The organism is Bartonella sp. ML69XJBT (assembly GCF_028618515.1).
In the GTDB taxonomy this organism is placed as follows: domain Bacteria; phylum Pseudomonadota; class Alphaproteobacteria; order Rhizobiales; family Rhizobiaceae; genus Bartonella.
Map to the genome: position 1 here is coordinate 37,098 of NZ_JAQITB010000003.1, position 22,125 is coordinate 59,222.

At 38.1% G+C, this 22,125-nt stretch carries 18 protein-coding genes; 7 read left to right on the plus strand and 11 right to left on the minus strand.

Features of this window, described 5'->3' with window-relative positions; translation table 11 throughout:
• Positions 1-457: 457 nt before the first annotated feature.
• From PVV68_RS01555 to PVV68_RS01565, 3 genes are all read left to right on the plus strand, one after another.
• Positions 458-1,744: an RsmB/NOP family class I SAM-dependent RNA methyltransferase gene (locus PVV68_RS01555; RefSeq protein WP_273719991.1), complete on the plus strand. Its 1,287-nt coding sequence runs from the start codon at positions 458-460 to the stop codon at positions 1,742-1,744.
• Between the two features lie 132 nt (positions 1,745-1,876).
• Positions 1,877-3,433 (plus strand): glutamine-hydrolyzing GMP synthase, encoded by a 1,557-nt coding sequence (guaA, locus tag PVV68_RS01560; RefSeq protein ID WP_273719993.1) that lies wholly within the window; start codon positions 1,877-1,879, stop codon positions 3,431-3,433.
• Between the two features lie 216 nt (positions 3,434-3,649).
• Positions 3,650-4,372 (plus strand): glycerophosphodiester phosphodiesterase family protein, encoded by a 723-nt coding sequence (locus PVV68_RS01565; protein WP_273719994.1) that lies wholly within the window; start codon positions 3,650-3,652, stop codon positions 4,370-4,372.
• Between the two features lie 117 nt (positions 4,373-4,489).
• On the opposite strand, the gene PVV68_RS01570 is transcribed toward PVV68_RS01565, so the two are convergent.
• The 7 genes from PVV68_RS01570 to PVV68_RS01600 all read right to left on the minus strand — a co-directional run bounded on the left by PVV68_RS01570 (position 4,490) and on the right by PVV68_RS01600 (position 12,391).
• The gene (locus PVV68_RS01570) at positions 4,490-5,536 is read right to left on the minus strand and encodes a sn-glycerol-3-phosphate import ATP-binding protein UgpC (RefSeq protein WP_273719996.1); all 1,047 of its coding nucleotides are present in this window, start codon (positions 5,534-5,536) and stop codon (positions 4,490-4,492) included.
• Between the two features lie 2 nt (positions 5,537-5,538).
• A complete protein-coding gene (ugpE, locus tag PVV68_RS01575; RefSeq protein ID WP_273719998.1) occupies positions 5,539-6,390 on the minus strand; it encodes a sn-glycerol-3-phosphate ABC transporter permease UgpE in 852 nt (283 codons plus the stop codon).
• Between the two features lie 10 nt (positions 6,391-6,400).
• The gene (gene ugpA, locus PVV68_RS01580) at positions 6,401-7,285 is read right to left on the minus strand and encodes a sn-glycerol-3-phosphate ABC transporter permease UgpA (protein ID WP_273720000.1); all 885 of its coding nucleotides are present in this window, start codon (positions 7,283-7,285) and stop codon (positions 6,401-6,403) included.
• Between the two features lie 100 nt (positions 7,286-7,385).
• Positions 7,386-8,711: a sn-glycerol-3-phosphate ABC transporter substrate-binding protein UgpB gene (gene ugpB, locus PVV68_RS01585; protein ID WP_273720002.1), complete on the minus strand. Its 1,326-nt coding sequence runs from the start codon at positions 8,709-8,711 to the stop codon at positions 7,386-7,388.
• 1,113 nt (positions 8,712-9,824) lie between these two features.
• Positions 9,825-10,751 (minus strand): metal ABC transporter solute-binding protein, Zn/Mn family, encoded by a 927-nt coding sequence (locus PVV68_RS01590; protein WP_273720004.1) that lies wholly within the window; start codon positions 10,749-10,751, stop codon positions 9,825-9,827.
• Position 10,752: 1 nt separating this feature from the next.
• Positions 10,753-11,634 (minus strand): metal ABC transporter permease, encoded by an 882-nt coding sequence (locus PVV68_RS01595; protein WP_273720006.1) that lies wholly within the window; start codon positions 11,632-11,634, stop codon positions 10,753-10,755.
• Between the two features lie 4 nt (positions 11,635-11,638).
• The gene (locus PVV68_RS01600) at positions 11,639-12,391 is read right to left on the minus strand and encodes a metal ABC transporter ATP-binding protein (protein ID WP_273720007.1); all 753 of its coding nucleotides are present in this window, start codon (positions 12,389-12,391) and stop codon (positions 11,639-11,641) included.
• Positions 12,392-13,086: 695 nt separating this feature from the next.
• Here PVV68_RS01600 and nrdH point away from each other — a divergent pair.
• The 4 genes from nrdH to nrdF are packed head-to-tail and all read left to right on the plus strand — an operon-like array spanning position 13,087 to position 16,827.
• A complete protein-coding gene (gene nrdH / locus PVV68_RS01605; protein WP_273720009.1) occupies positions 13,087-13,311 on the plus strand; it encodes a glutaredoxin-like protein NrdH in 225 nt (74 codons plus the stop codon).
• Entirely contained in the window at positions 13,311-13,709 is a 399-nt protein-coding gene (gene nrdI / locus PVV68_RS01610; RefSeq protein WP_273720011.1) for a class Ib ribonucleoside-diphosphate reductase assembly flavoprotein NrdI, read from the plus strand. Before nrdH ends, nrdI begins: the two co-directional genes overlap by 1 nt.
• The gene (gene nrdE / locus PVV68_RS01615; RefSeq protein WP_273720012.1) at positions 13,691-15,841 is read left to right on the plus strand and encodes a class 1b ribonucleoside-diphosphate reductase subunit alpha; all 2,151 of its coding nucleotides are present in this window, start codon (positions 13,691-13,693) and stop codon (positions 15,839-15,841) included. Before nrdI ends, nrdE begins: the two co-directional genes overlap by 19 nt.
• An 11-nt stretch (positions 15,842-15,852) precedes the next feature.
• The gene (gene nrdF / locus PVV68_RS01620) at positions 15,853-16,827 is read left to right on the plus strand and encodes a class 1b ribonucleoside-diphosphate reductase subunit beta (RefSeq protein ID WP_273720013.1); all 975 of its coding nucleotides are present in this window, start codon (positions 15,853-15,855) and stop codon (positions 16,825-16,827) included.
• Here the strand turns inward: nrdF and prmC are convergent.
• The 4 genes from prmC to secA form a co-directional block, all read right to left on the minus strand.
• The gene (gene prmC / locus PVV68_RS01625; protein ID WP_273720014.1) at positions 16,824-17,690 is read right to left on the minus strand and encodes a peptide chain release factor N(5)-glutamine methyltransferase; all 867 of its coding nucleotides are present in this window, start codon (positions 17,688-17,690) and stop codon (positions 16,824-16,826) included. The two genes, nrdF and prmC, sit on opposite strands and share 4 nt — an antisense overlap.
• On the minus strand, positions 17,687-18,766 hold the full coding sequence (gene prfA / locus PVV68_RS01630) for a peptide chain release factor 1 (RefSeq protein WP_273720015.1): 1,080 nt from the start codon (positions 18,764-18,766) through the stop codon (positions 17,687-17,689). The genes prmC and prfA overlap by 4 nt, the downstream gene beginning before the upstream one ends.
• A gap of 177 nt (positions 18,767-18,943) precedes the next feature.
• On the minus strand, positions 18,944-19,441 hold the full coding sequence (locus PVV68_RS01635) for a Fur family transcriptional regulator (protein ID WP_273720017.1): 498 nt from the start codon (positions 19,439-19,441) through the stop codon (positions 18,944-18,946).
• Positions 19,380-22,097: a preprotein translocase subunit SecA gene (secA, locus tag PVV68_RS01640; RefSeq protein WP_273720018.1), complete on the minus strand. Its 2,718-nt coding sequence runs from the start codon at positions 22,095-22,097 to the stop codon at positions 19,380-19,382. Before secA ends, PVV68_RS01635 begins: the two co-directional genes overlap by 62 nt.
• Positions 22,098-22,125 lie beyond the last annotated feature (28 nt).

Genomic DNA, 22,125 nt, shown 5'->3' on the forward strand with positions numbered 1-22,125 from the left:
ATTTGAGAGCGTTTATGAGAGGTATTTTTACTCTTTTCTTTAAGTGTTTTATTCAGCGCTAACTGTACTTGTAATCTGCAAGTAAGTAATTTGTTTGATTCAACATAGAAAATATTTGAAATAAGAGAAACTTACGATATTCAGGACTTCTATCCCACATGCAAATAAATAATTATCATTATAAATTAAAATATTAATACATATTTGGAAAGGTTTTTAAGAAGATATCTTACCTTGCAGGATCAAGATAGAATATGTGTATTTTAGAATAAGGGGAATGTAAACGGATAGCAGGTGAAATGAAGATTTTGAAATGCTAAATAAAGCGCGATCAGAATCATTTAGTTTCCAATGTAAATTTTGTAGAGTTTCGAGAAATTCCATTGGCGTTAAGAAAGATAATTTATTTTAGCTTAACTTATTGAGAGAGTTTATAAAAATTTAATGGGAGAAATGAATGCGCTTAGGTGGGCGTTTGCGTGCAGCAATGGATATCCTACAAGAGATAGAAACGCGGCACTACTCAGCAAGTGAAGCTTTAAAAGCTTGGGGGCTTTCTCATCGTTTTGCTGGTGCAAGTGATCGTGCAGCAATTGGTACAATTGTTTATGATGTTTTAAGAAGGCGTTATTCTTTACAATGGCGTATGGAGAGTGATGATATTCGGGATAGCGTTTTTGGTACTTTGTTAGACACTGGAACAATGACCATTGAACAAATTGATGGTGAATTAGCAGGAGATCGATTTGCTCCACAGCTCTTAGGAATTAAGCAGCGTCAATCATGGCAAAAACGGCAATTAGGTGATGCGCCAGACTATATTCGTGGTGATATTCCCCAATGGTGTAAAACACATCTGTATCCTGTATTTTTCGAAAATTGGATCGTAGAGGCAGCTGCATTAGCAACACGCCCTCCTTTAGATTTACGGGTGAATAGTTTAAAGGCAACGCCAGAAAAGGTTTTACAAGAATTAGTAAAAACCAAAGTTCAGCCATTTTCATGGTTTCCGCAAGCTTTAAGAATTGCCCCGCTTAAAAAATTTGCACGTCATCCCAATCTTCAAGTTGAATCGGCTTTTCAGAAGGGGTATTTTGAAATACAAGATTTGGGATCTCAGATTGTTTCTTATCTTGTCGAAGCAAAAGCCAATATGCAGGTATTGGATTATTGTGCTGGAGCTGGTGGCAAAACGTTAGCTTTAGCTGCTTGTATGAAAAATCAAGGGCAAATTTATGCCTATGATTCAAATGAAATCCGTTTGGCTCCTCTTTTTGAACGTCTTTACCGTGCTGGTGTTCACAATGTACAGCCATGTGGACATACAGAAGCATTAAAGCCGTTAGTAGGTCAAATGGATATCGTTTTACTAGATGCTCCATGTAGCGGTACAGGAACATGGCGGCGGCGGCCAGATACGAAATGGCGCTTGACACTAGAACAGGTAAGACAACGCCAAACAGAACAGAAGACTATTTTGCATAAGGCTATAAATTATCTTAAACCAAACGGGCGTTTAGTCTATATTACATGCTCTCTTTTTGTGGATGAAAATGAGAAACAAATTTCCCATTTTCTACAACAGCATTGCAGTTTTTATCCAATAAATATGCAGGCTCTTTGGCAGCAATATTTCAGTTCTTCACCGGTTCAACCGATTTTTTCAAATTATGGACTCACCTTATCTCCAGCAACAACAAAAACAGATGGTTTCTTTTTATCTGTGTTGCAAAAAAGATATTGAGATCTCTTTTCGCATTTCTTATCTTTAAATTTTACGAGAAAAACCTTTTTTAAGTGAAAAGGCTTGTGAAAAGGAAAAGATTGAATAATAAATCTTATTTGTTCTCATCTTATAATGATTGATTGGTTTTCTATGAGCGTAGCACATTCAGACACTGTTCTTATTATCGATTTTGGTTCACAAGTGACACAACTTATTGCACGGCGGGTGCGAGCAATGGGTGTCTATTGTGAAATTGTCCCTTTTCAATCTGCGTTAGAAGGCATGCAAAGGATAAGTCCTAAAGCTATTATTTTATCGGGTAGTTCCTATTCAGTTATTGATGATGGTTCACCGCGTATTCCGATGGAAATTTTTGCAAGGGGTATCCCAGTTCTTGGTATTTGTTATGGCGAACAAGTGATGTGTGTTCAGCTGGGGGGAAAAGTTGAATCTGGACATGAGCGTGAATTTGGGCGTGCTTTGTTGGAGATACAAGAAGACAGTGTACTTTTTGATGGTGTGTGGGAAAAGGGTTCTTGTTATCAAGTATGGATGAGCCACGGTGACCGTGTGACGACTTTACCAGAAGGTTTTCGTGTCATAGCAACATCAAAAGGCGCGCCTTATGCTGCTATTGCGGATGAAAAAAGGCACCTTTACGCAGTGCAGTTTCATCCTGAAGTTGTTCATACACCAGATGGTACAAGACTTTTGCAAAACTTTGTTCATAAAGTTTCTGGCCTTAAGGGCGATTGGTCCATGGCTTCTTATCGTGAGCAGGCAATTGCTATGATACGACAGAAAGTTGGAAAAAGTCGTGTCATTTGCGGTCTTTCAGGTGGTGTTGATTCGTCAGTTGTCGCTGTGCTCCTCCATGAAGCAATAGGAGATCAACTCACATGTATTTTGGTAGACCATGGATTGATGCGCAAGAATGAAGCTGAAGAAGTGCTCACACTCTTTCGTGATCATTATAATATAGAGCTTATTCATGTTAATGCTGCTAATATGTTTCTCAGTGCTCTAGAAGGAGAGACAGATCCAGAAAAAAAGCGCAAAACAATTGGTCGCCTTTTTATTGAAGTTTTTGAAGAAGAAACCAAAAAGATTGGCGGCGCGGAATTTTTAGCACAGGGTACGCTCTATCCAGATGTCATTGAGAGTGTTTCAGCCATTGGTAAAACGGTAACAATTAAAAGCCATCATAATGTGGGGGGCTTACCGGAACAAATGAACATGAAACTTGTAGAACCGTTGCGTGAACTATTTAAGGATGAAGTTCGCGCGCTAGGGCGAGAATTAGGGTTACCTGAACAGTTTATTGGGCGTCACCCTTTTCCAGGTCCTGGTCTTGCAATTCGCTGTCCAGGAGCTGTGACACGTGAAAAATTAGAAATCTTACGTGAAGCAGACGCCATTTATCTTGATGAAATTCGTAAAGCGGGACTTTATGATGAAATTTGGCAGGCTTTTGCTGTGCTTCTTCCTGTTCAGACTGTTGGTGTGATGGGTGATGGACGCACTTATGAATTTGTTTGTGCTCTTCGCGCAGTGACATCTGTAGATGGAATGACGGCTGATTTTTATCCCTACGATATGGCGTTTTTAAGCAAAACAGCAGCGCGCATTATTAACGAAGTAAGGGGTATTAATCGTGTTGTTTATGATATAACTTCAAAACCTCCCGGTACTATTGAGTGGGAATGATTGAAATGAAATATAAACCTTATTGCACCATGTATGATGAGTGAAGGAGAGAGCATTAATGGTGTTGTGTATGGTATAATTCCAAAGTTATTTCAGAAATGAGAGTATTGTTTAAAATTTGATTTTCAGAAGAGTAAATAAAGAATCATTTTTTAAAATCACTGTCTAATCAGTATGAATCAATATCATTAAAAATTGAGAAGTGTGAAATTTTGCATGCCTGAGAAAAAAATTGTTGCACACCGTGGTGGAGCTCATCTTTATCCTGAAAATACCCTTTCTGCATTTCTTAATGCTATAGCGTTAGGTGTTGATGAGATTGAATGCGATGTTCATTTACTGAAAAGCGGTGAAGTGGTTGTATTTCATGATTTTCGTCTAGAACAACTTGTTGGGAAAACAGGATATATTTATGATATTGATAATGAAACACGCAAACAACTCTGCGTAAGAGGAAGTATGGAAGCACCTCCTTTATTAGAAGAAGTGCTTGATCTTTTAGCGCCCACTAACGTTGCCTTACATCTTGAAATTAAAACTTGTGGTGAGGTTGAGCGTGAGAAAATTTTATCCCAAAAAGCACTCGCATTGATAAAAAGTCGAAATTTAGAAGAACGCGTTTCTGCAATCAGCTTTGATCCTGCAAGCCTTTGTCCCTTTATTGAAGCAGGAATAACATCTGGACCATGTCTTGATAGCTTTTCCGATAACATGGACCATCATTTTTCTGAGTGGAAACAATTGGGATATACTGATTTGAGTGTAGATGGGTCCACTGTTCCACAGAACTTTATTAAATCTGCCCTTGAAGCTGGCTTTACTGTAGGGGTATGGACAATTAATGGGAAAGCTCGACTATCGCATTGGCTGGATATGCCGGTTCATTATATCACCACAGATCAACCTGACCTAGCTTTACAATTACGTGCACAAAGATAAGTATATATCTATAAAATTTTACCCTCCTAGCAGAAATGGAATTAATAGGAGGGAGGTAAGTAAGTAAGTAAGAAACATTCTCTGATGATGTTTATAAGATTAAAGTTTCTACTTTATTTACTTATTATCTGTACGTTTTCCAGTGGTTTTATTAAAAGTATGAAAATTCTGATAAGGAACAGTAAAGCTTAGTTTTTGACCATAGTTGTGTGCCAAGCGCTCTTTTATTTCAATGGTAAAAATATTGTCTTTCCAACGTGTTAAAATATGGCTCCCTGTTCCAACAGGCTTAATAAGTTCAATTTGTGTGTGAAAGACAGGCCCTTGATCTGGATATTCTCCAAACAAAATGATTTCTGGTCTAAAAGCTAAAAGATCAGTTTCTGTATTATAAGATAATGGCTGACCTAAATGTTGTTCTAAGATTTGGCAATCAAGAAAATTCATAGGAGGCGAACCAATAAAATCAGCAACAAACGTTGTTGCTGGATAATCGTAAATTTCCATTGGCGTTCCAATTTGCTCAATAGCTCCGTTATTCATAACAACGATTCTATCCGCTAATGTCATTGCTTCTAGTTGATCATGGGTAACATAGAGGCTAGTTGTTCCCAGTGAACGCTGAAGTGTTTTAATCTCAATACACATTTGCGCCCGCAATTTTGCATCAAGATTTGAAAGAGGTTCATCGAAGAGAAAAACACGTGGTTGACGCACAATCACACGTCCCATTGCTACACGTTGGCGCTGTCCTCCAGATAATTGTCGCGGTTTACGATCTAGAAATGGCTCTATTTGCAAAAGTTTTGCAGCATGTGTGATACGTCGATTTATTTCATCTTTAGGTGTTTTACGATTTTTAAGACCATATTCTAAATTTCCACGAACTGTCATATGGGGATAAAGTGCGTAATTTTGAAAAACCATAGCAATGTCACGATCAGCTGGTTCACGCTCATTGATACGCTCATTATCAATAGTGAGTTCACCTGATGTAACTTGTTCAAGTCCTGCAATGATACGCAATAACGTTGATTTTCCACACCCTGAAGGCCCCACAAGGACAAGAAGTTCCCTATCGGCAACTGTTAAATTTAAATCATTGATGACCAGAATGCCATTGTCATACTGTTTTTTTATGTTTGATAACTGGATTATGGCCACAGTTACTTCTCCGTTTCAATAAGACCTTTGATAAAAAGTCGCTGCATGCAGATGACGACAAGAACAGGCGGCACCATAGCAACAACCGATACTGCCATGAGTATATTCCATTGAGGATCATGTTGAAGTGATTCTACGATAAGCTGTTTTAAAATAATAAGAATAGTTTGATGATTTTGATCAGTTGTAACAATAAGAGGCCAGAGATACTGTATCCATCCATAAACAAACATAATAATAAATAAAGCAGCGATATTGCTTTTACTGAGAGGAAGAAGAATATCTTTAAAAAATTTAAATGGCCCTGCACCATCAACACGAGCAGCTTCTAAGAGTTCGTCTGGAACAGTTAAAAAAAACTGGCGGAATAAAAATGTCGCCGTTGCAGATGCGATGAGTGGAATAATCATTCCGCTATAGGTATTTATCATACCTAATTGTGCGACGATTGCATATGTTGGAATAATGCGAACTTCGACAGGGAGCATCAAGGTAATAAAGATGAGAGCAAAAGCAGTTTTTCGGAAAGGAAAACGCATGTAAACAATTGCATAAGCAGAAAAGAGCGAAATAATAATTTTTCCAATGCTAATACCAAGGGCCATAATAAGCGAATTCATTAAAAGTGGACAAAGATTGGGTAGTCCGAGTTTTTCAAGACCATCACCAAAGATTATTTGATAGTTTTCCAGAGCATGCTTTCCTGGTAAAAGAGGAAGTGTTCCTGAACTAAATGCCGCTGAACTATGGGTTGACGCAATAATAGCAACATAAACTGGAAAACAAATAACTATAATACCAATAATAAGAGTGAGATGGGTTAGAAATTTCAAAATAGGGCGATTTTCAACCATAATTTGTTTCCTAATATTGCACGCGGCGTTCAATCCAGCGAAACTGGATAAACGTTAAAACAATAACCATCAACATTAATATTGTTGATTGTGCTGCTGATGCACCGATTATTTGGTTTTTAAAACCATCGTCATACACTTTGTAGACGAGAGTGCTTGTTGCACGTGCAGGACCTCCAGAGGTTATGTTATCAATAATACCAAATGTATCAAACATGACATACTGAATATTGATAACAAAAAGAAAAAAGGTTGTCGGTGAAATTTGTGGAAACACTACGGTCCAAAATCGTTTAAAGGGACCAGCACCATCAATTGCTGCGGCTTCTATTTGGGAACGTGGAACAGATTGGAGACCGGCAAGAAAAAAGAGAAAGTTATAGGAGATTTGTTGCCAACTGGCTGCAATCACAATAAGGATCATTGCTTGTGTACCATTAATACGATAATTCCATATAATACCGATTTTCTCCAACAGAACAGGGATAATTCCGATGGTTGGATGAAAGATAAACAACCATAATATACCTGCCAATACTGGAGCCACAGCATAAGGCCAGAGCAAAAGCGTTGTGTAAGCTTTTTTTGCGCGGATGACACGATCAACACAGACAGCTAAAAGAAGCGCGATCGTCATTGAAACAACAGTAACCGAAATAGAAAATATTGCGGTTGTAAGCAGTGATTTCAGATAAGCAAGATCAGAGAGAACATTTATATAATTTTCAAAACCAATAAAAGTTGTCGAAAAACCAAAAGGATCCTCACGCTCGAAAGATGATTTTATTGCTTGGGCAGCAGGCCAAAAGAAAAACAAAAAAGTCACAATGAGCTGAGGAAACAGCAGCCAATAAGGGAGTAAACTATTTTTGAAATATGCGTGCTTTTCTTGCATCCGTAGGGTTCTTTACACACAGAAACTTTATAAAGGTAAACAAATAAAAAGACTCAACTGCTTAATTAACCTTTGATCTTTAATGATGAAGAATAAAACCCTAATGATTGGCTTTTTCAAATTCACGTAAGAGCTTATCGCCACGTTTAACGGTTTCATCTAATCCATCTTTTGGTGTTTTTGAACCACTAAGGACAGCTTCTAATTCTTGATCAAGAATAGAACGAATCTGTGGTAAATTACCAAATCTTATACCTTTTGAGTTCACAGTTGGTGGGTTAAGATTAATTTGTTTAATAGCAATATCTGCACCGACATTTTTATCGTAGTAATGTTGTTGTTTGCTCAATTCGTAAGCAGCTTTCGTTGTTGGCAGGTAACCTGTTATCTGGTGCCATTTAGCCTGATTATCTGCTCTGGAGAGATATTTAAGAAAAGCAGCCGCACCAGCATATTCCTCAGGTGTATGACCTTTCAAAGCCCAAATAGAGGCGCCACCAATAATTGAATTTTGTGGTGTACCTTTTACATCATCATAATAGGGCAGCATACCAAATCCCACCTTAAACTGTGCTTCAGACAGGATTCCATCCCGAGAGCCTGAAGATTGCATAAAGATCGCGCAATTTTGCGTCATAAACATTGGTGTCGCATCTAATGCTCCAGCAGGACCACCATAGCGAAAAATACCTTTGTCAGACCATCTTTTAAGGTCGCTCCACATACGCACTTGCAAAGGTCCATTCAAGGTAAGTTTTGCATCAAGTCCGCCAAAACCATTTTCTTTGGTTCCAAAGGGCACATTGTGCAATGCTGAAAAATTTTCTATGCCAATCCATTGGGCTGCATAAGACATTGTAAAACCGCAGCTTGCAGCTTTAGTCTCAAGAATTTTTTTAGAAAAATTTTCTATATCTTGCCATGTTTTAGGTGGTTGCTCTGGATCAAGCCCTGCTTTTTTAAAGATATCTTTATTATAATAAAGAATTGGTGTTGAAGCATTGAATGGCATAGAAAGCATTCGCCCTTGGACATCTGAGTAATAGCCACTGATAGCAGGTAAATAATCTGTAGGGTCAAATTCTTGTTTTGTATCCTTCATAAGTTGATAAAGAGGATAAACGGCACCTTTTGCAGCCATCATAGTCCCAGTACCAATTTCATAGATTTGGGCAAGAACAGGTTGTTGTTTTCCACGGAATGCTGCAATGAGTGAAACCATACCTTCTTCATATTCACCACGAAATGAAGGTACAACTTTATACTCAGATTGACTGGCATTAAAATCGTTAATGAAACGCTCAGTTTGTTTTCCTAGCTCACCGCTCATAGAATGCCAAAAGCTAATTTTTGTTTGCGCAAACCCCGCTGTTGTCATACTGACAGTAATTGCAAACGCTGCTATAGAAAAATAAAAACGACTCATGGTTCCCCCTTTTTGAAGCGATAGAAGACAGACTTTCCCTAGATTTATGATATTACACATGAACATGCCATGACAGTTTTGTTTCAGAAATAGATTGGTTCATTTAAACAGGAACCAGCAAAAGGTCAAACGAATTTGTTTAGATTTACTTGTTTTCCTTTATGAAAGCTATCGTATGTTAACGAGATATTGCCCTGTAAACATCTGATAAAAAATAAAATGGTGTTGAATAAAGCAGTAGACAAGATCAAGGATATAAACAGTAAATGTTACTCAGTTATGGCTATTAGAGTATCCAGATTTACTTTTTCAAGAAAGAATTGTTTATTTTCTGTGCGAGTTGTCTTGTAACTGTGGAACAATAAGCTTGAGGTAAATTGTTTGTATTCCATTTAAATTAAGAAATTCTACTAAAGCAGATTTTTAAACTTATTTAAGAGATTATAGCCTTCCAAAACTTTTCTGATGCATTGCAAAATTATATGAAAATCGCGTTTTTAGGAATTAACGTATCTCATTTTAAGGTTTAGGAAACATCTTTAGAGCGTCTAAGAGTACCTTTTGTTTATAAAAGGACTTATTTATCATTTTTATACAACTTCAAACCATGATTTATAAGGTATTTTATGAGTATAAAAACAGAAAAATTATTACCCCCAAAATATTGATTTTAGGAAAAAAACAATTTTAAAACAAAATATAATTACACTTATTCACATAATGAGCTCCTGTTATCAATGCATATGGAAACAAATTAAAAAACAAGAAAGTGAATTCAAGTATAAATGGTGTTTTCACTTGTGACAAATTGATTGATCAGTATGAGGATCAGATTTTAAAAACGATAAAGAGGCATTTTGGTGATGGGTTTTGGATAATTTCTATAAAAACTTTAATTCGGAAGAGATTTTAAGCTTTTTTGTAGTATTATTCTGTTTAACACATCATAGGACATATTGGGGTGCCAAAAGAAGAATTTTTCCCATGAACGTGATTTTAGGGGCGCGTAAAAATGATAGAACAAACCATTTTCATGGAATAGAAGTAGGTATTCAGAAGAGTTTGCTGTTCTCTTAAGAATCAAGGTTTGTTCATTCTTTTATAAAATGCTTCTTAATGTTTTGTAATAGCGTCAATAATGGTATTCACATTATGTTCCATCATATCGAGATAAGTTGCAGCAGGACCGTTTTCGTTTGATAATGCATCGGAATATAATGTTCCACCAATTTTTAACCCTGTTTCTTTTGCAATCTGTTTTATAAGACGCGGATTAGAGATATTTTCAACAAACAGTGCTGCTGCTTTATTGGTTTTAATTTGTTTGATAAGTTTGGCCACATCACCTGCTGTTGCTTCAGCTTCTTTTGAAGTATTTTGCGGCGCAAGGATAGTAAAACCATATTCTTGGGCAAAATAACTAAAAGCATCGTGAGATGTGATGATGATGCGCTGATCTTTTGGGATTATGGCAATCTTTGTTTTAAGTTTTTCTTGTGTTTCTTTAAGCTTTTGGAGGTAGATCTTAGCATTTTTGTTGTAGCTTAGACAGGATTGTTGATCGATTTTACAAAAAGCAGCAGCAATATTTTTGATATAGATTTCAACATTAGGGATAGTTTGCCAAGCGTGGGGATCAATGTTACTGTGATGATGATGTGGTTGGGCACTCTGCTCTTGATTTTTCATTTTAAGGGGAGAAATATTGGCAGCCACTTCAACAAGAAGCGCTTTTGTCCCGCTTGCAGTGATAAGACGGTCAATAAATCCCTCTAAATGGAGTCCGTTGATGAAAATAATATCAGCATTTCTAAGAGCTTGGGCATCTCGGGGGACTGGTTCATAAGTATGGGTATTTGCATTAGGTCCGACAAAAGTAGTCATAGAGATATGATTGCCCCCTACATTTTTGACTAAATCTGCAAGAATAGAAAAACTCACAACAACTTTAATTGTATGTTGTGCAACAGCAGAAAATGGAAAAAGGACAAGCGATAAGAGGGTTCCACGTAGAATCAATTTTTGAATAAATTTAGACACATTATTTCCTTAAACGAGGGAGGGATGTACAAAACAGGTGAGGAAACCATGTCACAATAAAACCACGTGGACTGATAAAGCAGGAAAAAAGATAAATAGATCCTGCGACAATGATAATAGCAGGGCCGGAGGGAAGTGACAGATGAAAAGAAAGCAGTAGACCACATATACTAGCAATGATTCCTAAAAGGGTAGAAAGTATGCAGATAGGTCCCAAACGCGAAAGCCAAAAACGGGCTGTAATAGCTGGAATCATCATAATGCCGACAGAAAGTAATGTGCCAAGTGATTGGAAACCACCAACAAGATTTAATACAACGAGTCCAAGCAATGATATATGGACATATTTACTCAATGGAGAGAGCGATTTAAAAAAGAGGGGATCAAAGCTTTCTAATACGAGCGCGCGCCAGAAAATACAAAGACTGCATATTGTGATCAGCATGATCGTGGTGATGAGTAAAAGGGTTTGTGTATCCAGTGCAAGCACCGAGCCAAATAAGAGATGAAGCAGTTCAATTGTTGAGTTTTTCAGGGAAATAATAATGACACCTGTTGCAAGTGCAATAAGATAAAAGACTGTCATTGATGCGTCTTCTTTCTGAATACTATTTCGTGAAATAAGGGCTGTGGCCAAAGCAACAATGATGCCAGCGAAAATACCACCAAGAGTCATAGATAGTAGTGAAAATCCACTTATCAGAAAAGCAGCCGCAACACCAGGTAGAATGGCGTGGGATATAGCATCTCCTGTTAAACTCATTCCACGTAGCATCAGAAATACACCAACCGGACAAGCACTGATGGAGAGGAGGATTGAACCGATAAGAGCATTTTGCATGAAATGGAAATCAACGAAGGGGGCAAGAAAAAATGCGTACACGTCTCTATAACTCCATAGATTGCGAATCATTGAGAGAAAAATGTTGTTTTAGCGTGTTGATAGGCAAAGAGCTGGGTGTAAGAGGAGACATAATGTGATGCATGTTATCACAGAAGAATTGGGGTGTTTCTCCATAAAAAGCATGTTGTTGATGAATGTGAAGCATTTGGGGAAAACATTTTTGCACAATGAGGGGATCATGGAGTGCTGTAAGAACTGTTCGTCCTTGTTGTTGCCAGTGTGAGATTAGGGAAAGAAGATCTTTTTGGGTACTATAATCTACACCATTGAAAGGTTCATCAAGCAAGATAATATCGGCATCTTGTACAATAACACGTGCAAAAAGAGCACGCTGTAACTGTCCACCTGACAGTGTCTCAAGGGGATGGGTAGCGAGTGCTGTAAGTCCAACCATTTCAAGAGCATTCTGGATTTTAGAGTAATAAGGACGCTGGTCTTTCCACAATCCACAAAAAGACCACAATCCTGTTTGGATCAACATCCTCACATCAATGGGAAATGTCTTGTCTATGTCACATTGCTGAGCAAGATAAGCAATCCGGCTTTTCTTTGGCTTTATAACTTTACCTTTGAGAGGCTTAATCAAGCCAGCAATAGTTTTCAAGAGCGTAGATTTTCCAGAGCCATTATCACCCGTTATTGCTACCAACGAGCCAGCTTTTAACTTTGCTGAAAAGCCTCTTATTGCTATTCTTTTTCCATAGCCTAAAGTTGCACGTTCAAAATGCAGATCCATACTTGTTACCATCTTTGATTATTATCTCATAGACATATGTAATAATATAACGTTTGTCAATAAAACGTTATATTATTACATATGTTTTGGGTAGTGAGATTTTTAGCAGGAAGATCGTGGAAAATTAAAAATAATGATTGAATTTGCCTTGACGAAAGAGAGAGTGTGTATACTATATATAGTATCAAAATGATTGGTGATTCTAAATAAGCACAAGTGAGGGTGTAGTGTGTTTCGTTTGGTGTCTAAGTTATTTCCATAATGTGATTATAGAAGAGTTTATTAGCCAAGAGTAGAACAGTATTCTGGCGGGAAGCTCTTTTGGAAGAATTTCCTTTCGTTTTTGTAAGTTGATTTTTGTCGTAAGAGTAAAACTAAGCTATTGGAAAGCAGTGGCTGGGGGCGTTAGTTTTTTAGACAGCAGGAGGGAATTGTAATGCAGACAAAAGATTATTTTATAACTGAGAGGCTTTGCCATTTAAGTTGTAGAATGATCATTTATTCTCATCATAATTTTAAAATTATTTGATGGGGACTTCTATTCTATTCAGGAAGCTATGTGTTATTTGAATAAAGAGTATAGCTATATGTGTTTGCGTACGATTTCTGTTTTTTTGTTATCCTTGAGTATTTATAAAGTTATCAGAATGAACCCTTTGAGGGTTGATTTGTTAAGATTGTGAAAGTTGAAGAAAATGCCGGTCACTATTTATAGCAAACCATCTTGCGTCCAATGTGATGCTACACGTCGTGCCTTTGATGCTAAAGGTATTAATTATCGTGTTGTAGATATTTCCCGTGATGAACAAGCCTATCATTTTGTTCAATCTTTGGGTTATCGTCAGGTTCCTGTCGTCGTTTGTGGTGAAAATCATTGGTCTGGTTTTAGACCAGATATGATTAGTGGTCTTTGTGTTTAATGGGACTTATTGTTTATTATTCGAGTGCTACGGGTAATACTGAACATTTTGTTTCGCAGCTTGGTCAACGACTCTTCAAAATTGATAAGAAAAAACCGTCTGTGTTGGTTGATGAACCTTATGTATTGATTGTTCCGACTTATGCAGATGGTGAAGGAAGAGGAGCTGTGCCGAAAGCAGTTATTCATTTCCTCAATGAAAGTGAGAACCGCAAATTCATTCGTGGTGTCATTGGTGGTGGGAATCGTAATTTTGGTCGCTATTATAATTTAGCAAGCAAGATCATTTCTGAAAAATGTTTTGTACCTTGCCTTTATCGTTTTGAGCTGCGTGGAACTGATGAAGATGTTATTTGTGTAAAAAAGGGATTGGAAAGATTTTGGAAACAATTGGTATAGAACAGTCGCAAAAAACAGGTCAGATCACAGATTATCATGCACTGAATGCGATGCTTAATCTTTATGATGAAAGTGGTCATATCCAATTTGATATGGATAGACTTGCAGCGCGGCAATATTTTCTTCAGCATGTTAACCAAAATACGGTTTTTTTTCATAATTTGAAGGAAAAAATAGACTACTTGATAGAGGAAGGTTACTATGAAGAAGGTTTGTTTAAGCTTTATGATTTTTCTTTTATTAAGAAGCTTTTTAAGCGTGCTTACGCGTTTAAGTTTCGCTTTCCCACGTTTTTAGGTGCATTTAAGTATTATACCAGCTATACACTAAAAACTTTTGATGGAAAGCGCTATCTTGAGCGTTATGAAGATCGTGTGTGCCTTGTTTCTTTATATTTAGCACAGGGCAATAAGACTCTTGCTGAGATTTTTGTAGATGAAATTATTACAGGACGGTTTCAACCTGCTACACCGACATTTCTAAATGCAGGGAAAAAACAGCGGGGTGAGTTGGTATCGTGTTTTTTGTTGCGTGTTGAAGATAATATGGAGTCCATAGGGCGTTCGGTTAATTCAGCTTTACAGCTTTCAAAGCGCGGTGGCGGAGTAGCGCTTTGTTTGACAAATTTGCGAGAAGCGGGAGCTCCGATCAAGCAGATAGAAAATCAATCTTCAGGTGTTTTACCTGTGATGAAACTGTTGGAAGATTCTTTCTCTTATGCCAATCAGCTTGGTGCACGGCAGGGGGCTGGTGCTGTTTATTTACATGCACATCATTTAGATATTATGAAGTTTTTGGATACAAAGCGTGAGAATGCTGATGAAAAAGTCAGAATTAAAACGCTTTCGCTTGGTGTTGTTATTCCCGATATTACTTTTGAGCTTGCACGTAATAATGAGGATATGTACCTATTCTCGTCGTATGATATTGAGCGCGTTACCGGCAAACCCTTTAGCGATATTTCTTTGACCGAGCATTATAGGTCTTTTGTTGATGATGCAAGGATTCGTAAAAAGAAAATAAGTGCACGTGTTTTTTTCCAAACCTTAGCGGAGATTCAATTTGAATCAGGTTATCCCTATATTTTGTTTGAGGATACTGCTAATCGAGCCAATCCGATAGCTGGACGTATAAGTATGAGTAATTTATGTTCAGAAATTTTACAGGTGAGTGAAGCAAGTGAACTAGAGACGGATTTAACATATCGCACTGTTGGAAGTGATATATCTTGTAATCTTGGTTCCATGAATATTGCCAAAGCAATGAAAAGTCCTGATTTTGGCCGAACAGTGGAAGCTGCTGTTCGTGCTCTTACTGCTGTTTCCGATATGAGCGATATTGCCTGTGTACCCTCCATTGCCAAAGGCAATGCTGAAAGCCATGCGATTGGTTTGGGACAAATGAATTTGCATGGTTTTTTAGCGCGTGAGAAGATCTATTATGGGTCTCCAGAAGCGATTGATTTTACCAATATCTATTTTTATACGGTAACTTATCATGCAATACGTGCTTCCAATTTAATTGCACGCGAGCGTAAGAAAATTTTTGCAGGATTTGAAAAGTCCGCTTATGCAGACGGTCGTTTTTTTGACAAATATATTGAGAAAGAATGGAAGCCGCAATTTGCACTTGTACAAGAGCTTTTTGCACGGAATAATATTGCTATACCAGATCAAAAGGATTGGCAGGAACTCAAGGATTTAGTTGTTGAGTATGGGCTTTATAATCGCAACCTGCAAGCTGTTCCCCCCACTGGATCTATTTCTTATATTAATCATGCGACCTCTTCTATTCACCCAATTGCTTCGAAGATTGAAATTCGCAAAGAGGGAAAAATTGGGCGCGTTTATTATCCTGCTCCTTACATGGATAATACAAATTTGGATTTTTACCAAGATGCTTATGAGATTGGTCCTGAAAAGATTATTGATACCTATGCTGCTGCTACGCAGCATGTTGATCAAGGTCTTTCATTAACGCTCTTTTTTCCGGATACTGCTACCACGCGTGATATTAACCGTGCACAAATTTATGCTTGGAAAAAGGGTATAAAGAGTATTTATTATATACGGTTGCGGCAAGTAGCGTTGAGTGGAACAGAAGTGGATGGCTGTGTTTCATGCAGTCTATAGGAGATAATCATATGACAAAGATTACAACCCAAAATCCTGTTGTTTGCGCTGTCAATTGGAATAGATTGCATGATGAGAAAGATCTTGAAGTATGGAACCGCTTAACTGGAAATTTTTGGTTGCCTGAAAAGGTTCCGCTTTCTAATGATATTCCTTCATGGTCAAGTTTGACGGAGGAAGAACGCAAGCTCACAATTCGTGTTTTTACCGGATTAACTCTTCTAGATACGATTCAAAATACCGTAGGAGCCATTGCATTGCTCGCTGATGCAATAACAGAGCATGAGGAGGCAGTATTGACAAATATTGCCTTCATGGAAGCGGTTCATGCGCGTTCTTATTCTTCTATTTTTTCAACCCTTTGTTCGACGGTAGAAGTTGATGATGCGTTTAGATGGTCAGAGGAAAATATTCATTTACAAAAAAAAGCCAGATTAGTGCTTGAACGTTATGAAGGCAATGATCCGCTAAAGAAGAAAATTGCTTCGACTCTACTAGAAAGCTTTTTATTCTATTCTGGTTTTTATTTGCCTATGTATTGGGCCAGCCGTGCTAAATTAACAAATACAGCTGATCTTATTCGGCTTATCATTCGTGATGAAGCTGTCCATGGTTACTATATAGGCTATAAATTTCAATTAGGGTTTGCAAAACTTGATGAGGACAAAAAGCAAGAAATTAAAGACTTTGCTTTTAACTTACTCTTTGATCTTTATAATATTGAATGCAAATATACTGAAGATCTTTATGACGCACTTGGATTGACAGAAGATGTGAAAATTTTTCTTCATTATAATGCCAACAAAGCCTTAATGAATCTGGGTTTTGAAGCTCTTTTTCCACCTGAAGTTTGCCGTGTTAATCCAGCTATTTTGGCTGCTTTATCACCAAACTCTGATGAAAATCATGACTTTTTTTCAGGAGCAGGTTCCTCGTATGTCATTGGCAAGGCAGTTGCAACGACAGATGATGATTGGGAATTTTAAGAGTTGTATACAAAGAGAAGGGCGCGGGGGATACCACTTAAGTCTTTGCGTATTTCTAAGCACTTAAAGCCATTTTTTTCAAATAAGTCGCAAACTTCTTTTTCTTGAAAGCAGCCGATTTCGACAGCAACATAACCTTCTGCTTTTAAGTAGTTTGCGGCTTTATCAGAAAGCTTTCGATAAAAAGTAAGACCATCTTTTCCACCGATCAGTGCACGCAATGGATCATAGAGCCGCACTTCTTTTGCAAGATTTTGGATATCTTTTTCTGGAATATAGGGTGGATTGGAAATAATAAGATCAAATTGACCTGTAACAGAATCAAACCAATCACTAAGAAGGGGTGTAAAACGATTGATAACATTTGCATTCTTTGCATTTTTTGTCGCTGTTTTGAGGGCATTTTCAGAAATATCAACAGCCACTGCATAAGATTGAGGAACTTGTTTAAGAATTGCAATAGCAATAGCACCGCTTCCTGTTCCCATATCCAGCAGTGTTATTTTTTCTGATTTTTCACTCTGTTTTTTGAGGAATGGTAAAACAAGATCTACCAATGTCTCTGTATCAGGACGAGGTTCTAATGTTTCTTGAGAGAGTGCGAAAGATATACCATAAAATTCTCTCACGCCTATAATACGGTAGACAGGTTCGCCAGCAATACGTCGTTGAATGGCGCTTTCTAATTGTGCAATTTGTTCAAAAGATAGGCAGAAATTTGGTTGAAGAATTCTATCCGCTGCATTTGTATTTGTGATCCATTCAACAAGTATTTTTGCCTCAAGATTGGCTTCAGAAACTCCCTGAGTACGCAATTTTTCTTGAGTTTGTCGGATAACATTGTTGAGAGTATGCGCGTTCATCCATGATCATCCATTTCCATAAGGAGGGCTGTCTGATGATCGGATATGAGTGCGTGAATGATCTCATCAAGCTCTCCTTCTAGAATGCGGTCAAGCTTATAGAGAGTGAGATTAATACGGTGATCAGTGATACGTCCTTGTGGAAAATTATAGGTACGAATACGTTCTGAGCGATCACCAGAGCCAACCTGATTTTTACGGGAAGCGGAACGTTCATTTTCCGCTTTTTGTCGTTTGATATCAAATAAACGTGCACGTAAAATTTGCAGCGCCCGTGCACGGTTTTGGTGTTGTGATTTTTCTGCTTGCACAACCATAATCCCTGTTGGAATATGCGTGATACGAACAGCTGAGTCCGTTGTATTGACATGCTGTCCTCCTGCTCCAGAGGCACGCATGGTGTCAATGCGGATATCTTCAGGACGAATTTCAATATCAATTTCTTCAGCCTCTGGAAGGACAGCAACGGTAGCAGCAGATGTATGGATACGTCCACCGGTTTCTGTTTCAGGGATGCGTTGTACACGATGAACGCCTGATTCAAATTTCAGTTTAGAAAAAACGCCTTTCCCTGAAATACTGGCAATAATTTCTTTATATCCACCAACTTCTCCCTCATTAAGTGAAACAACTTCAACTTTCCAGTTATGGGAAGCGGCATAACGCTCATACATACGGAAAAGATCTCCTGCAAAAAGTGCTGCTTCTAAACCGCCTGTTCCTGCGCGAATTTCAACAATGGCACTTTTTTCATCAGCAACGTCTTTAGGTAAAAGAAGAATCTGGAGTTCTTGCTCAAGTTGTTCTATTTTCTGACATAACAATGGTAATTCTTCTTGGGCAAGATGACGCATCTCTGTATCTGTGAGTTTATCACTGATAAGTGTCTCGAGATCCGTAATTTCTCTATAAAGAGCACTGAGTGTTCGTATAGAAGAAACAATTGGCTGTAGTTCTGCATACTCAGAAGCTAATTTCACATAAGTTTCAGCATCTGGGTTTTTTGCCATTTGGCTTTCAATTATTTCGAAGCGCTTTTCAAGCTGTCTCATACGATCTTTTGGCAAAGAAACCATGACAATATTAGCCTATTTTGTTGTAATACGAGCAATTGGTTGCCTTATAGCAATCAGATAAAGAGGCTAATAAAGCAGAAAAACTCTCTTGCCAATGAAAACTATAGATTTTTCGAGTAAACTTGTAGAAAATCTGCTTTTCATAAAGCGTGTTTTTGATGATACATGCGAGATGAGCTACTCAAGAGTTGTTTTTTTCCCATAAAGTTCAAGGCGATGATGAATAATATTATAGCCAAGGGATTTAGCAATTTCTTCTTGCAACTTTTCAATGATATCAGAATGAAATTCGATAACTTGCCCTGTTTCCACATCAATGAGATGATCATGATGTTGGCCATCTGCTTGCTCAAAACGAGAAGGGCCACCACTAAAGCTATGACGATGAATTGTTCCATTCCCTTCTAATGTTTTCATTGTTCTATAAACGGTTGAAAGCGAAATACTCGAATCTATTTTGTGAGCACGCTGAAAAATTTCAAACGCATTTGGATGGTCGTTTGTTTCAGCCAAAATATCAAGAATAATGCGCCTTTGACGTGTTACTCTTAGACCAGCAGCACGTAATTCCTTCTCATAATTTCGCTTTTTCTTCATCTTCTTCATTGTTTTTTTAAACGAAGGCACCATGACAATGTTTGTATTTTTTTTCTGAACCACAAGGACAACGTTCATTACGTCCCACCTTGCCCCATGTGGTAACGTCGTTGGGATCACGGTCTTTCGGGTTAACAATTCTATTTTCTTGTGTTCGTGCCCACAGAGTGGAAGTTTTTCCTTCCTCTTGATCATTTGGAACAAAGTGATCGACATCCGTTTGTACAGGCATGAGTGGCTCTGTGGGTTGCTGAATAATTTCAAAACGCATGAGTTTAGAAGTCACGATTCTGCGTAAACTTTTCAGCATGCTCTGAAAAAGTTCAAAGGACTCAGTCTTATATTCATTGAGTGGATCCCGTTGGGCATAACCACGAAAGCCAACAACAGAACGCAGATGATCTAAACTTACCAAATGCTCACGCCATAACGTGTCAATGGTTTCAAGTAATATTGCTTTATGAAAATAAGCCATGACCTCTGGAGTATAGCGTTCAGTACGTTCATTTTCAAGATTTGTAACAGCATTTGATACGCGTTCTAAAATTTGTTCTTCGGCAATTCCATCTTCTTTTGCCCATATCTCGATTGGAAGCTCAAGATTGAAGAGTTGGTGAATTTCCTCTTGTAGAGCTTTCACATTCCACTTTTCAGAATATGTTCCAGATGGGATATAAGCTTCTACGAGATCTTCAACCACTTCATTACGCATTTCAAGGATCATGTCTGTCAAATCATCTGCATTCATGACTTCCATACGCTGTTCAAAAATAACCTTGCGTTGATCATTCATGACATCGTCATATTTTAACAAGTTTTTACGAATTTCAAAGTTTCGTGCTTCGACTTTTTTTTGCGCCTTTTCGAGGGCTTTATTAATCCACGGATGGGTAATCGCTTCATTTTCTTTTAATCCAAGCTTTTGCAGCATACTATCCATACGGTTAGAACCGAAGATACGCATGAGATCATCTTGGAGAGAAAGAAAGAATTTTGAGCGCCCAGGATCACCTTGGCGACCAGAACGTCCACGCAGCTGGTTATCAATACGACGACTCTCATGGCGTTCAGTAGCGATAACGTAAAGACCACCAGCGGCTAACGCTTGTTCTTTAAGCTGTTTGACATCTTTTTTTATTTCTTCAATTTTAGCAGTCCGTTCTGTTCCATCTGGCATATCCTGTAATTCTTGTCGGATACGCATCTCAACATTTCCTCCAAGCTGTATGTCAGTACCACGACCCGCCATGTTTGTTGCGATGGTGAGAGCTCCAGGAACGCCTGCTTGTGCAATAATATACGCTTCTTGCTCATGATAGCGGGCATTTAAGACTCTAAAATCGGTAATGCCTTCTTTTCGTAAACGTTCTGCTAATTGTTCTGACTTTTCAATAGACGTTGTTCCAACAAGAATAGGTTGTCCTTTTTCATGCGCTTGACGGATATCACGGACAATAGCACGATATTTCTCTTCTGCTGTTCGGTAGATCTCATCATCCTCATCAACACGCTGTATGGGCAAGTTTGTGGGGACTTCTACAACCTCAAGGCCATAAATATTACTGAATTCTTCAGCCTCTGTTTTGGCTGTTCCAGTCATTCCAGAAAGTTTTCTATACATACGGAAATAATTTTGGAAAGTAATGGAAGCAAGTGTTTGATTTTCTGGTTGAATAGCAACATGCTCTTTAGCTTCTAAGGCTTGATGGAGGCCTTCAGAATAACGCCGTCCTGGCATCATACGACCTGTAAATTCATCAATGATAACAATTTCATCATTGCGTACAATGTAATCCTTATCACGGACAAACAATTTATGGGCTTTAAGGGCGTTATTGACATGATGGACGATAGCAACATTTTCTATATCATAAAGGCTTTCACCTTTAAGATATCCAGCTTGTTCGAGCATTTTTTCAATTTTTTCAGTACCAACTTCAGTAAAGGTTGTTGTTTTTTGTTTTTCGTCTATTTCATAGTCTTCTGGAGTTAAAGCGGGAATAAATGTATCAATAAGGTTATAGAAATCAGTACGATCTTCTAGAGGACCAGAAATGATAAGAGGAGTGCGTGCTTCGTCAATGAGAATCGAATCAACTTCATCAACAATGGCATAATGATGTCCACGTTGGACCATTTGACTACAATCAAAAGCCATATTATCGCGCAAGTAATCAAAGCCCAATTCATTATTTGTTGCATAGGTGATATCGCATGCATAGGCTGCTCTACGGGACTCACTATCAAGGTCATGGAGAATCACGCCTGTTGTTAGCCCTAGAAAACCGAAGATTTTTCCCATTGTTTCAGCATCACGGTTAGCAAGATAATCGTTGACTGTTACGACATGAACGCCTTTCCCTTCCAATGCATTGAGGTAAATTGGCAAAGTTGCCATTAATGTTTTACCTTCACCAGTGCGCATTTCAGCAATACCACAGTCATGAAGGACCATTCCACCAATAAGCTGTACATCAAAAGGACGCATATCATAAACACGCTTTGCTGCTTCACGGACAGTTGCAAAAGCTTCTGGTAGGAGCAAATCAACGGTTTCACCTGTAGCGAGACGTTTACGAAACTCGTCAGTTTTTTGACAGAGTTGCGCATCGCTTAATTTCACGAATTGTTCTTCTAACTCATTAATTTTTATAACTTTTTGGCGAAGAGCTTTGAGACGTCGCTCTTGAGCTGAACCAAAAAATTTGCGTGCAAAAACACCTAAACCGACCATCTCTGGTCCTTTCTTTTAATTGTTACCA